Below are 14,071 nucleotides of genomic sequence, written 5' to 3' on the forward strand. Positions count from 1 at the left end.
TCTGGCCAACGAACGAGAACTTCTTTTGCTAGTTGTAGCAATGCTTACTCGTTTGGTCAAAGTTCAAGTAAAAACGTAAGACTTAAATTGCTAGACGAGATCGGGCTCGAAAAAATAGACAATACTTTGAATGATGACAGGCCCTAATTGTAAATAGCAAAAAATAACTCCTAGCTCATAACTTGAATTATGTTAACCTAACGACACAACGAAAACCAATGTGAGCTTCTGTAGTCGTTGGTAAAAAATGACCACGTCGCGTATTTTTTAGCGCCAGTGCTGGTGTATTCCATGCTCCACCTCGAACTACTTTTTCTTTGCCTGCTGCCGGTCCTTGGGGGTTTTTCATTACAATATGCCTGTAATAGTCTCTCTTGTACCAATCAAAGCACCATTCCATCATATTTCCAGCCATATCCATACATCCATAAGGAGATTCGCCATCTTTATATGCTGTAACTGGCGTTGTTTTAGCTAATTTTGCTTGTGAAAAATTGGCTTTAAATGATTGCTCTGTTTGCGGCGAGGCGTTTCCCCAAGGATAATGACGTTGTGGCGACGGATTTTTTTGAGTTTGTTCTTTGTCTAAAAATAATCCGCCCTTCGCAGCTTTTTCCCACTCTGCTTCTGTAGGCAACGTTTTCCCGGCCCATTTTGCGTATTTTTCCGCATCTTTCCACGATACATTTATCGCTGGTTCGTCATCGCGTATCTTCCACTGTGTAGTAGGTAGGTAACCACGCCACTTCATCCAACCATAAGTGTCTTTTAAATAATCTTTATATTGTCTCCAAGTAACAGGGTACTTGTCAATAAAGTATGAACTTAAATAAATCTTATTTTGCGGTTGCTCATCCATTTTGGCATACACTTCTTTTGCTCCCATTAAAAAAGGACCGGCAGGAACGTAACACAATTCACTTTGGTCTTTAGAGCAAACGTAACCCCTTGATGATTTTATTACTCCAGTAGGAACAACTAATTTAGTTCGACTTTTGGAGATTGTTTTTTTCGAAGAATTGTATCCAATTGTTTTTTCTATTTCTTTTGCTAACTCTAGCGCTGAAAAACGCTTTTCTGGCTGAGGATGAAGCATTTTTTTCAAAAAATGGCCAACTTCACTTTGCAAGTTTTTCGGTAAGGAAATTACTTTATCTCCAGGAATATATTGCGAAGTAACTAAAAACACTAACGTTTTTCCTAGACTATATATGTCACATTTCTCGCTAGCATAACCCTTTTGTTTTTGTTCTGCGGAAGTATAAGCATCTACTTCCGCTACTTTTTCGCGAATAATATGTTTTTTGGGCAGATGCTTCCATTTAGAAGTAATTTGCAACCACTGAGGAGCGACACTAAAATAATTACAACAAATATCTGTTACTTTTACACTGTCACTTTTAGGACAATATAAAATAGAAGTTGGACGTATATTACCATGGGCTTTCTTATTACTATGCAAAGTATGCAATCCTTGGCTTACATACATAACAATTCGTAAAGCTTCTTTCACCTCAAGAGGCTTATCTTTGCGTACTCCCATAACATGTTCGCGAAGGTTATGACCTTCAAAAAATTCATTTACAATGTATAGCGATTCGTCTCGACCGTGAATATCATGAATGCGAACAAACCGCGGATGTTCCATATTACGAATATCATGCAATTCATCTATGGCATTTTGATTGCTTGGTATTCGCCAAAACAACCGCACCACAACATCTTGATTTTCTATTTGATCAAAACACCACAATGCAATTCCTAAACTACCAACTCCAAGTATATGTTTAAAAGAAAAACGTTGGTAATCGTATAGCTTTGGAATATTGCGATTTGCAATCATCTTACGTAAGTGTTTTTCTGCAGATGCAACATCTCCCATGTTAAGTAGCGTGTATAAATAGTTTTTACAAACAACACTATATTTTTCTGGGCTAAGGTTATCATTGAGTGCTATTTTAAAATAATTTACCGCCTCTCGCGGAACCTCTAAAGCATTAAGAATAAGACCTAAGTCGTTTGCGACCATCGATTTTTGCTTACTTTTTTGTAATTTAAGAATATAACTTTCAGCCTTTTTTACTCGATTGTGAAACTGTGTGAGTTTATCACGAACAAAGAAATGACGAAAGTTAACTCTGTGTCCAAGAATTTTAATTACTGGTGCGATGATATCCTTTACTTTTTTTACCTCAGATTTTATAGCTGAAGTTTCTCGAAGCACTTTTTTCGTATTTTTTGGCTTTGACTTAACTTCTTCATTATTTGCCGTTGGTTTTTCTGTGGCAGGATTGTTTTCTTTTACGATAATTTCTTCATTTGTTTTATCATGGCTTTGCGTAAAATCTATATCTGTTTGCCAGATTTTTACACCTTCGCGAAAAGAAGCGCTAATTACAACTTCTGATGTTTCAGAGTCAATAGGAACTTCATTTGTGATTATATTTTCATGATGTTTATTTGATTGTCTTTCTAACAAAATAACATCTTTATCATTGTTTAAAACAATAACATCACTCTCCAAAAGAGAGTCGTCTTTTGCTTTCGAGTTTTTCACAAAGTTTCTAGTCTCTCCCAATGGAGCTTTTTGCGATTTTTCGACTCTCTTACTTAAAGTAGAAATTTTTTCGTTTTCGCTATTTTTTTCAACGCTTTTACTAACAGGCGTTTTTAACTCTTGAATTTTTCGTTCAACTCTTTTACTCACAGGTACTTTTAGTTCTTGGGTTTTTCGTTCAACTCTTTTACTAACAGGTGCTTTTAGCTCTTGAGTTTTTCGTTCAACCCTTTTACTAACAGGTGCTTTTAGCTCTTGAGTTTTTCGTTCAACCCTTTTACTAACAGGTGCTTTTAGCTCTTGAGTTTTTCGCTCAACTCTTTTGCTCATACGCGGTATATTCCTAATCGTTTTTTCAATTCTTTTACTTTTAGGAATAGTAGATTTTTTTTTCTCTGTAGGAAAGCTCGTGCGAGCAGTAATTGTGTTAACACGATCAGTTAAACTATGTTTAGATGTATTTCCTGAACGCGTACCACTACTGGTAACCCCAGGGAATATTTGTAACGATTCTAATACTTTTAAGGGTTTTTTATTAGCTAATAAAAACTGATTCATTCTCTCGTAAGCGCTCTCATATTTTTCAATTTCGTTGGCCATTTTTCGAAGCTGAACATTAGAAGAACTATTCATTAGAGGTGTTAGATCTTGTTGTATGTATTGAGACTTTCGTGCAACGAACTCGATACGCTTTTCCATTCCTTTATAATCGAAAAAATCTTTAGGAAATTCAAAAAATTTGTTATTAAACCATGCTCTGCGAAAATGAAAATTGGCAAGTTTTGCTAAAAGATTATTTTGACGAATAAATGAAATCCCTAAATCGTCTTGAGAGCATTGTAAGATAGACGAAACACCTTTGGTAAAACTTCTTGGCAACGCAGCAATTATTTTTCCTTCACAAATTTCATAAAAAACATCCTCAATTATTTGTAAAGATAATTTTTCAATGCGAATTAGTTTATCTATGTTATTGCTTTCCAACATCTTGTTACATATGTCAAGCGCCTCTTCTTTGAGAGTTGAATAATCCACGTCTATTATAATAGGAAAAGAGCTAAATATTTCTTGTACATAACTTTTCTCATCTTTTACATGACCAAGTTTCTGATTAAGAGCAACTTGTATGCTCTTAAAAGATGCAGTGACAGCTTGTTTAAAACAATAGTGAACATGTTGTTCCTTGACACGATGTTTTTGAAACAAACCGTGTAAATCGCCACTACCACCGAAAATAGGGTCATGAGAGGCAAAAACAGCAATACGCGCTACCATATCACAACAAGACTTGAAAAACTTTATAGATCCAGACATAAATTGTTTGACTACCTCCCAATTTGGATACCAAAACAATCATAAATGCTAGGGACGCCCAGTGCAATGTTACATTGATTTTCGTTCTCAACTAAAAGTAGAAAATACAAGGTTTGCGATACTCTCTACTGAAAAGTAATCAGCAGAAACCAGTGGTATCGCAAACCAACGTATATTCTACGCTTTAATTTTAATCAAAAATTAATACCACAAAACTAAATTTAGCGTTGATCCCAAGCTTTTTGATACTGTTGCAATTTCTTTTTAGAAACGCCCCCAAGAGCAGCAATAGCACCGACAACGCGCACGCGACTTAAGTCTTTACCAAGAAACTCCATCGAGTGAAAAAGAGGCGGAGCTACTTTTTTTCCTGAAATGGCCACAAATAGAGGGTGTGTTGCTTCACGTAATTTCCATTCAAAAAATTCAGCAACTTCTTTTATTTTTTCTTCGATAAGTGCTGCATTCCAAAATGGTGATTCTTCAATAGCAAATAAGAATGTTTGCAAAAATTGTGCTGTTTCTTTATCATTTTTTTTCTTTGGTATTAGATCGACAGCGTCAACTTTAACTTCTCTTGCCCATAGAAAACTACAAAGAGGAATAAAGTCACCTAGAGTATCCATTCTTTCTTGAACGCATGATATAATTTCGGTTAAAAATTCGCTACTAAGTCTCCAGTTATTCAAGCGTTCTTGTAAAGCTTCTGATTTTAAATCTTCGCGAATATATTTACCGCTCAACCATTTCAATTTTACAAGGTCAAAAGTAGAACCACCAAGACTTATGCGCTCAATATCAAAATCTTCGACCATTTCTTCCATTGTAAATTTTTCTTCACCACTTGGCCGAGAATATCCCATGAGCCCCAAATAATTCAAAAGCGCTTCAGCTAAGTAACCAGCATCGCGATAGTAAAAAATGGAAGTTGGATTTCTTCTTTTCGAAAGTTTTGAGCCATCAGCATTGAGTAAAAGTGGCATATGAATAAATTCAGGTTGTTCCCAACCAAACAATTTATACAAAAGTACGTGTTTTGGCGTGGAAGAAATCCACTCCTCTCCACGAATAACATGAGATATCTTCATTAGATAGTCATCAACCACATTAGCAAGATGGTAAGTAGGAAATCCATCGGATTTTAGCAGTACTTGATCATCTATTTCTTTATAGTTGTAAGTAATACGACCGCGTAAACGATCTTCAAAAACACACTTTCCACTTCGCGGAACTTTTAAACGAACAGTAAAGGGTTCCTTGTTATTCACTTTTTGCGCCACGATATTTTCCGAAATGTGACGACATTTCCCATCGTACTTAGGAGATAGACCTCTTGCCATTTGATCAGCTCGCATTTTAGCAAGACGATCTGAAGTACAAAAACAACGGTAAGCACCGCCTTTTTGCACTAACTTTTCGGCATGTTGACGATAAATTTCCGTTCGTTCACTTTGTCGATAAGGTCCATATTCTCCTCCGACATCAGGCCCTTCATCCCATAAAAGACCCACCCACTTTAGAGCATCAAAAATATTTTTTTCGTATTCAAAATGAGAGCGCGTCTGATCAGTATCTTCTATACGCAAAATAAATTTCCCGCTGTTTTTCATCGCAAAAACTTTGTTGAATAGAGCGATATAGGCAGTTCCTACATGAGGAGCTCCTGTAGGGGACGGGGCTATTCTTACCCGCACATGTGACATATTTACATCCTTTGATCTAGGCAAATTAGGACTACTTTATATAAAAAGTAATCCTCTGTAGCAAAATGTTTCAAGATGAATTCATATTATGAGTTTATTTTAACAATATTTTTATATATCCGCAAAAAAATGTTCAATTTACTTTTTTTATAGCTATAATTAATATACAAGCTAGAGTATGTGATGAGGTAATCTGCGTACATATCGAGTGAACTCTTGTTGTTGTTTTATTAAACTAGAACTAGATTATCTAAAGCAAAATTGCGCAACCTGTCCACATAAGCTGTTGTTCCTTATTGCCTTACAGTAAAGATCCACTTTCCAATTTGTTATGTAGTTCTAGAGAGCCAAACTGCTAAAACTTTATTTTTGGGTAAAAATGAAATCCCCTCTACTCTTCAATGTTTCGATCCCTGCGAATACTAAATATTTGTCCAGTATTCGTAATTTTTGGATGGATAACAGTTGCAAAGCAGGTGTGTGTAGTAACACAATGCATGATGTTGCTCTTGTCCTAGAAGAGCATTCTACAAATATTATACGCTATGGTTATTGTGGTAAAGAAGGAAATATAAAGTTTTCATTTAAAATAAGAAAAAAATCAATAGAAATACTTGTTCGTGATCGTGGCTGTTCTTTTTGCCAAGAAATCATCAACAAAGCCACGATGCCTGATTTTGCAAAAACATGTAAAATCGGAAAAATGGGAATTCCAATTATCAAAGAATTAATGGACGAATTTTCATATACACGAACAGCGCATGGTATGAATATTTGGAAACTAAAAAAATTTACAGAAAGATGAGTCATGACCATCGAAGTAGAAGATTTAAGTAAACATAGTTACCTAGTCAAACTACAAGGCAGTTTAGATTTTGAGTCTGCTAAAGTGGTAAAACCTAAATTTGTAGAAATTACCAATCTGGAAAATATTAAATTGCTTGTTGTGAACATGGAAGAAGTTGATTTTTTGGCTAGTGAGGGATTAGCAAGTTTTCTCGTTGCACTTATGCGCATGGAGAAAAAAGATGGCCAAGTTTGGCTAGTAAAAACTCAACCTCAAGTTATGCGAGTATTCAAGTTGACTAGGGTTGAAAATCGCTTTCGCTTTTTTGATTCTTTAGAAGAAGTTCACAACAACCTTCCTTAGGAAACAACAATGGATGCTAACAACAATATTAACCATACACAAACATTAAAAACAGCTATTGAAAAACTGAAGAATCTTGAGAAAGGAGAACTTCCAACATCCACATATCTAGACAATTTTAGTTCGTGGTTGTCAAATCGCGTAGATGATTGGGAAAAAAACTTTTTAAGAATTGGTTTAGTTGGAATTACATCGGCAGGAAAATCTACTTTTATCAATGCTTTAGCTGGCGAAGATATATTACCAAGAGGCGCACAACCAACTTCTGGTATTTTAGTGGTATGTCGTAAATCAAATGAGCGCAAACTCAAAGTACTATTTACAGATAAAAATGAATACAATTTCGAAAACGAAGAATGCAATTCACTGTGGGTAAAGCGCTATGCTGATGAAGCAGAAAATCCAAATAATGAGCAAAATGTTCAAGAAATGCACTTGTACTTGCCAAAACTAATGATTCCACCTAAATATGATCTTATTGACTCTCCAGGACTTGATGCCTTTGGACTTCAAGGACACGAAGAGCTAACTTTGCGTACATTGATACCTCTTGTCGATGTTGTGCTTTTTTTGACAACCACAAAATCAACAAGTGATAAAGAGAACCTAAAAGCGTTAGCGAAAATATGTCGTGAATCTAAACCTACTATTGTCGTACAAACCCATAAAGACGCTGTTGAAGCGCGTTACGGCAGAGGTGGTAAGGTGATTGAAACCACCGAGGAAGTTCTAGAAAAGCATCAAAATCGCGTCAAAAATTTATTACACCAAACTATTGGTTTAGAAAACGCTCACATTATTCAAGTTTCTTCTATCGAAGCCTTAAATATGCGCCTAAAATCTCCAGATGTTGATCCTACAACTATGGAAAAGTGGGGCGAAAGCGGTTTTGGAGAAGTGACAGGTGTACTAGGAAAATTACACGATAAGGTTTCTCAACAAATAGCAGGTAAACGCCTACAACTGATACTCAACGAAACGCAAAAACTCGCTGATCGCGTAAAAATGGACTATTTTAGCGCAAGAGGAAAAGAAAAAGAAGCCTCTCATTTTCGCGAACAACAAAAACAAAGACTAAACGATTTACAAAATGATATACCTGTTGAAACTGACGAAGGATTTCCAAATCTTGTTGAACTTCAACAAAGCATATATAAAGTAAAAGAAGATTTTTTAGTTTCCATCGAAGAATGGGAAGACGAAAAACTAGATAACCTAGCTACAGCTGTTCGCGATAAAATAAAATCCGTAGAAAACGTTTTTTTCAAACAAGCTGATGCAATAGAAGAACGCCTCAACGCTATTGCCTTAGAATTATCTGTTGATCTACAAAACATTAGCCCCGAAGAAGCGCAAACCATTCCTGATATGCCACAGTTAAAAAGATACGAGCAAGTTGTGCGCGTAGATGTTCTTGAAGAAGCAGGCGCTAGCTCAAAAATGAAAAGATGGATGGGAAAACTATTCAAAAAAGATAATTGGGGGTATACAGAAAGAGAAGTAACAGAAAACTTCGTAGATCGTGAAGCTCTTAAAGAAGGCTTACTTGATTACCATAGTATCTACTTAGTAACTCTAAACAACTACCTAAAGACTTGGAGCCAAAGTTGGTTTCAAAACGTAGGGACAATTCTCACTGTTCTAGCAAAGAAAAAAGACGAACTAAACACCAGTGCAGCTGATCATGATCCAGAACCTTACCGCATTCTTTTAAATCAATTACGAACAGTCCGCGATTGGCTCGATGCCGCACTACAACATAGCGGCAAACAACACACCATGGGTTTTAGTGCTTTAAAATATAAAAAACGTCGCAAAACGCTAGAAATGGCGACAACAAGAACTTTACACTACACCAAACTAGCTCTTCCTATCTTACGTGCATGCCGTACACTTATTTTTAATCACAAAACATATCGTTTTTGGCATGTGAGTCGCGAAATATGCCCTGAAAAAAAAGAACACAAAGTGCTGATTTCCACTCCTTTTTCCCAAGAAATGGCCAATTACCTCACTATGGTTGGCGATTTAGCACTAGATGAAAATGATCTATATTCAAGCATTATTGTCTACGGTTGTGGGCTAGCTGTTCCAACATCACTCCCGATAAAACATGTTTCAAGTGATAGCAATGACCATCGCGAAAATTGGTTCTTAGAAAAGACTAAGGTTATCATTGTCCATGATAAAATCTTTGAATCCGAAGATGCGGTAGAAACATTTTCACAGATTGTCAATCAAGTAGATGTTATTTGGCGCGCTGTGGACTTTCACCAAATTGGACATGAATGCACGCGACTAGATAATTTACCAATAAAAGATATACTAGAAAGCAACAAGAACAAATTAGCTTACATTGGTTTTGGCGCCGGTCGTTTGCTAAAAGGAGGACAATTTATAGATGCCTTCAAATCATATCAACGTCTAAAAAAATCACCTGGATATGGTCTTCGTCCATTTGTTTTAGGTGATGGAGAAGAATTGCTGACATCACTGTTATGGCTTGCAAATAGTTTAGGAGACAAAGAGTCTGTAAGTGATGAGCTCAAAGCATTAGAAATATTAACAAGAACTCAACCGCGACTTATTAGTGGTCGCGAAGGTTTTATCCGTAATTTTTTCAAAGATGTAAAACAATTTTCTAGTGAACAAAAATCACTAGATAATTTTTCTCTATAGGATATGTACCTATTTAGATTTTTGTAGAATTCGAATTATTTTAGGTAATAACAAGATACTTTAAAATTACAAGTTAGTGCTTAAAATCGAATTAATAGGGACACACCCTAATCTAAAATTAAAAGAAAAGAAAGGTCTAGTAATGGCAGAGAACGATATCCAAAAAACAGAAGCAGAATATGCTGGATTTGTAGACCAAGGAACACGGGCTGTTTTAGAAGAAGCTGTCCAAAAAATAGTCGAAACTTTTGCACAAACGGATGCCCTAGAAGACATACTTAGTTACCTAGAAGAAATGCGGGAAAATTCTTCGCGAACTGATGAAAGAATCAAGGAAATACAACAGCGTGAAAAGCAAATCAACGATCGTATTACTGTGTCGGAAACTTCTATACGCAATTTACTACAACGCATTCAAGAAATGGAAGTACAAATATCAAAAGCTACTGATCAAATGGAACAATTCGTCGGTCATTTGGTGAGCTTAGCAAAATTCTTCGAGCAGCCACCTTTGAAACGTATGTTTGGTCGTTTAGAAGTAACAGAGGAGGAAGTTGAGGAAATTGAAGATATAGTAGAAGATGACGAACAAAAATAAAAAGTGTTTTGTTTAGATTTTCAAAAATAAAATATGTTTGAGAGCCCGTTGTAAAATCGCCACCAATTTTAGTCGATTAGCAATTTTATAACAGGCTCTGACATATAAAAGCTCGGAATAGAGCTTTTATACTAACAAACTATTTATTTGCTTTTGCCCAGAATGTAGAAATTCCAGGATCACCAAAAAGATGGTAAACTTCAAAGTAATATTTAGTTAAAGGAGAATTTGCTTCTTGGACAGCCATGTTACCAGTTAGCATCATCCCTGAATTTGTAAATTCTTTTAATTTTTGAAAGCTATAATCGTAAGCACCTGTTCCTGTATCAGGGCGAAGAGGAGGTAGTCCTTTTTCTATATTACTAGTTATGCTGGTATAGCCAACACCCCACCATAAGTCTTCATCCCAAAACGTAAAGCTAGTTGCACCAATAAACGCAACAGCTCCTTTGTCTTTTGCGCGTACCATTGCTTCCGAAAAACAAGTATCTACATCAAAAGCTCCTGTTAAACAACAATTCGCGACAATAACAGGATACATTGAATAGTTAGTCAGGTTTTTTATATCCCAATTTTTCATTTCTGGGTCAACAAAACCATCTTCTACACCATGAGCAGTATAATTGAATATCCCAATACCACGATTAAAAGCATTTTTAATCGCATCTACATTTTGTTGAGAATCAGTAGATAAAAATGTATTCTCTTGTACATCCTTGTAGCCACTCTTCGCTGTAAGATAGTACTTTAAAGCGTAGCGTAAATGAGGAATACCTCTTTTTTTGGTAAAATGAGCATCCCACCCTGCAACAAGAAGAATTTTATTTAGATATTCGTTATCCAAAGACTGTGCATTTTCATAAACAATTGTTTTGTCTATTTGAGGTTCTAGATCGGCAATTGTCTTTGCAGAAAATCGTCCACATAAAACATCGGGAATAAAATCATCCCCTTTAAACAAACTATAATTCAAATCAGTGACATAAGCCCCTTGGGTCCCTTTCCACGCTGGTATTTGTTCGTTATCACCAACTAGAAGAAGAAAACTTGGAGTAATTCCATCACTTGGTTTATCGTATTGTTTTTGAAGATAAGCTTTAATCTTGTCTGTTGTTTTTCCAATTTTATCAGTATACGCCGTTACAATTTTATAACCTTTTTGTTCCTTATGATCAATAAAACGTTGTAGAGAATTCTTGAACATTGGATCAGAAACAATTAGATACTTTAAAGGCGCTCTTTTTCCGCGGAATTTTGACATTGTTTTACTTGTCATCATGCGTGTTGTAAGAGCGTCAAAAGAAGGAGATGCGTACTTATTTTTAAATGCACTCACTTTTTGCATATCGAGTTTCTTATAAGTAAGTTTTACGACAGCGTCGTTATAAAACTTAATCTTATTTTCTACTGGACTATAGTTTGCAAGTTGCATTTGTAACAGAATCAACCTGTAGTTATGCATAACCCCTACTTCTCGCACACGAAGTGGGCTCGTTTTAGAATACTTTGTTATGTATGCTATAGGATTCAATTTGTAATCAGAAATTTCATCTTGCTTACAAACAGAAGGTTGGTATGGAGAAATAGGAGAATGAATTCCAATTGTTTCTAAATCGAACTCGCGTTCTACCACAGATTCAACTTTTGCTGTTACTTCACACCCATAAGGAACCTCAACAAGTCGACTAGCAACTGGTAATTTTGGTGTTCCTTCTTTATTGGTATTGAAACAACCTGGAACATATAAGCGAGTAAATTTCCCTTTGCTTGTTTCTACTTCTTCTGTAAAAACAGACTTTATATGAAATTTAATAGTTGTAGATCCGACATTGGAAGACAAATCTTCTTTAACAATTCTCGTATTTGTTTCCTCAGGTGTCCTACTCAAAAATATTTCATCGGCAAAAAGCAACGAAATAAAAGGTACCACTAACAATGTTAAATATTTTTTCATGAAAAATTTGGCTATCTAATAAAATAGCCACCTCCAACATAAAACCTCCCTATGTGGATATCAACAATTTTACGAAAATGTTGTTGATAGTATATACACAAAAATGTGTATCTCTTAAAATTACACTCTGTAAAAATTCGTAAACTTTTACTATAAAAAAAACAAAATACATAGTAAATATAATCGAAATTTACGACTGTAAGTTATATAATATAACTGTTATGACAAAAACATGCAATTACTTTTTATTCTTACCATTCCTATTTCTAGCTTCTATCTCGATAATATCTTCTTTACCAATCATAACAAGAGATCTGAGCAAAAAAAAAAGACATAAAGCGTTGTAATAAATAACCTTGCATCCATATCCTTCTTGAAAAACTATAAAAGATAGCTTATAATAGCTATTAACTAACCATAAGATCATCAAAAGAAGCTATTTACATTTAAACAACTAGGTGCAATCCCATAATTGCGAAAAAAAAAATCATTTTCGTGCGACCTCACCTCAACTACTACACAAGCCTTTTCTCTTCCACAGGAGCCATGCATCTATTTTTATAAAAAACAGTTGTGAGTTATTTCAATCGTAGCGCAATAAGCAACCTGACAAAAGCATAGTCCCCTCATATTGGGAGAATACAATGAAAAAATACATTTGTTTACTACTATTAACTATTTTGTGTTTTACACAAGAAAAAAGCGTAATAATAGAAGATATTCCTCATATTCAGCAAAAGCCTGATTTCTGTGGAGAAGCTTGCGTCGCAATGTATCTACAAAACAGAGGGATAAATATGACTCAAGACGAGGTATTTAATTTTTCACCTACAAAAGCAGGTTTAGGACGCGGTTGTTATACACCTGAATTTGCTGTCGCATTAAAAAATATCGGATTTGAAATAGGCAGGGTTTGGTATAAAGCTCCTTCTCCTAATTACCAAAAAGGTGTCAAAGAGCAATGGAAACAATTATATAAAGACTTACTAAAAGGTATCCCTTCTGTTGTATGTATGCACTATTCAGATCGTCCAAATACCACAGAACATTTTCGTTTAATTTGTGGTTATGACGCTGTAACAAAAGAAATTATATATCATGAGCCAGCCGTGGCAAATGGTAGCTACCAAAAAATGAAACTCAAACTTTTCTTAAAGCTATGGCCTTTAAAATATAAGCTCGCTAACTGGACACTAATTCGCATCCCTTTGAATATCGACTTAAAAAATGTAAAACGTTTCAAAACAACAGAGCGCTTTACAAAAGCAGATTACGCACAACATATTATGCGCACAAAAAAAATCTTACCACATAAAAATTTTACAATTATGGTTCAAAAACCTTTTGTGGTAATAGGAGATGAAGACTCACGTGTAGTTCATAGTCGCGCACAAAGAACAATTAAGTGGTCTGTCGATCTATTAAAAAAAGATTATTTCAACAACGACCCCGACCATATTATAAATATATGGTTGTTTAAAAATAAAAGTAGTTATGTAAAAAACACCTACAAACTTTTTGGGAAAAAACCCCACACCCCTTTTGGCTATTATTCGTATAAAAACAAAGCACTAGTTATGAATATTAGTACTGGTGGAGGAACATTGGTTCATGAAATAGTGCACCCTTTTGTTGCGAGTAATTTCTCGCAGTGCCCTTCTTGGTTTAACGAAGGACTAGCCTCTTTGTATGAGCAGTGCCGCGAAAAAAACGAACAAATCTATGGTCTGACCAATTGGCGTTTAAAAGGATTGAAACGCGCGATCATCGCCAAAAAAGTCCCTTCTTTCAAAACTCTTACTTCCACATCAACTTATGAATTTTACAATGAAGACCCTGGAACAAACTATAGCCAAGGGCGATATCTTTGTTATTATTTACAACATAAAAAACTACTGCGAAAATTTTACCACTCATTTGCTAAAAATTACCGCCAAGATCCAACAGGATATAAAACATTGCAAGCCGTTTTACAAACAACAGACATGCAAAAATTTAAAAAAGATTGGCAAAAATTTGTTTTACAATTGAAATTTTGAGTTCGCTTCTTTTATTGACGCGTAGAGTATGGTTTCGTATGATGCGTATGCGAATTTTTTTAGCATTTGTATTTTAG

Annotated in this window: 8 protein-coding genes; 5 read left to right on the forward strand and 3 right to left on the reverse strand. The window is 35.3% G+C overall.

What is annotated here, in order from left to right; genetic code table 11:
- Positions 1-187 precede the first annotated feature (187 nt).
- Together UABHE_RS25820 and gltX are read right to left on the reverse strand one after the other, a co-directional pair.
- Positions 188-3,871, reverse strand: a complete 3,684-nt coding sequence (locus UABHE_RS25820) for an SUMF1/EgtB/PvdO family nonheme iron enzyme (protein WP_372366194.1) — start codon at positions 3,869-3,871, stop codon at positions 188-190.
- Positions 3,872-4,092: 221 nt separating this feature from the next.
- Positions 4,093-5,574, reverse strand: coding sequence for a glutamate--tRNA ligase (gene gltX / locus UABHE_RS25825; protein WP_372366195.1), 1,482 nt, complete (start codon positions 5,572-5,574; stop codon positions 4,093-4,095).
- 379 nt (positions 5,575-5,953) lie between these two features.
- Between gltX and UABHE_RS25830 the strand changes: the two genes are divergently transcribed.
- From UABHE_RS25830 to UABHE_RS25845, 4 genes are all read left to right on the forward strand, one after another.
- Positions 5,954-6,379, forward strand: coding sequence for an ATP-binding protein (locus UABHE_RS25830; RefSeq protein ID WP_372366196.1), 426 nt, complete (start codon positions 5,954-5,956; stop codon positions 6,377-6,379).
- Positions 6,380-6,382: 3 nt separating this feature from the next.
- Positions 6,383-6,724: an STAS domain-containing protein gene (locus UABHE_RS25835; protein WP_372366197.1), complete on the forward strand. Its 342-nt coding sequence runs from the start codon at positions 6,383-6,385 to the stop codon at positions 6,722-6,724.
- 9 nt (positions 6,725-6,733) lie between these two features.
- Positions 6,734-9,403, forward strand: coding sequence for a dynamin family protein (locus tag UABHE_RS25840; RefSeq protein ID WP_372366198.1), 2,670 nt, complete (start codon positions 6,734-6,736; stop codon positions 9,401-9,403).
- A 142-nt stretch (positions 9,404-9,545) separates the two neighbouring features.
- On the forward strand, positions 9,546-10,001 hold the full coding sequence (locus UABHE_RS25845; protein ID WP_372366199.1) for a hypothetical protein: 456 nt from the start codon (positions 9,546-9,548) through the stop codon (positions 9,999-10,001).
- A gap of 139 nt (positions 10,002-10,140) precedes the next feature.
- Here the strand turns inward: UABHE_RS25845 and UABHE_RS25850 are convergent, their stop codons facing one another.
- The gene (locus UABHE_RS25850; protein WP_372366200.1) at positions 10,141-11,955 is read right to left on the reverse strand and encodes a C25 family cysteine peptidase; all 1,815 of its coding nucleotides are present in this window, start codon (positions 11,953-11,955) and stop codon (positions 10,141-10,143) included.
- Between the two features lie 644 nt (positions 11,956-12,599).
- Here UABHE_RS25850 and UABHE_RS25855 point away from each other — a divergent pair.
- Positions 12,600-13,994, forward strand: coding sequence for a C39 family peptidase (locus tag UABHE_RS25855; protein WP_372366201.1), 1,395 nt, complete (start codon positions 12,600-12,602; stop codon positions 13,992-13,994).
- The last annotated feature ends 77 nt before the right edge of the window (positions 13,995-14,071 follow it).

Source organism: Candidatus Uabimicrobium helgolandensis, assembly GCF_041508025.1.
Lineage (GTDB): Bacteria > Planctomycetota > Uabimicrobiia > Uabimicrobiales > Uabimicrobiaceae > Uabimicrobium > Uabimicrobium helgolandensis.

What these genes read in the sequence shown, in the direction of transcription:
- UABHE_RS25820 (WP_372366194.1), bottom strand. Translation starts at nt 3,871, where the DNA reads ATGTCTGGATCTATAAAGTTTTTCAAGTCTTGTTGTGATATGGTAGCG.
- gltX (WP_372366195.1), bottom strand. Translation starts at nt 5,574, where the DNA reads ATGTCACATGTGCGGGTAAGAATAGCCCCGTCCCCTACAGGAGCTCCT.
- UABHE_RS25850 (WP_372366200.1), bottom strand. Translation starts at nt 11,955, where the DNA reads ATGAAAAAATATTTAACATTGTTAGTGGTACCTTTTATTTCGTTGCTT.
- UABHE_RS25845 (WP_372366199.1), top strand. Translation starts at nt 9,546, where the DNA reads ATGGCAGAGAACGATATCCAAAAAACAGAAGCAGAATATGCTGGATTT.
- UABHE_RS25855 (WP_372366201.1), top strand. Translation starts at nt 12,600, where the DNA reads ATGAAAAAATACATTTGTTTACTACTATTAACTATTTTGTGTTTTACA.
- UABHE_RS25840 (WP_372366198.1), top strand. Translation starts at nt 6,734, where the DNA reads ATGGATGCTAACAACAATATTAACCATACACAAACATTAAAAACAGCT.
- UABHE_RS25830 (WP_372366196.1), top strand. Translation starts at nt 5,954, where the DNA reads ATGAAATCCCCTCTACTCTTCAATGTTTCGATCCCTGCGAATACTAAA.
- UABHE_RS25835 (WP_372366197.1), top strand. Translation starts at nt 6,383, where the DNA reads ATGACCATCGAAGTAGAAGATTTAAGTAAACATAGTTACCTAGTCAAA.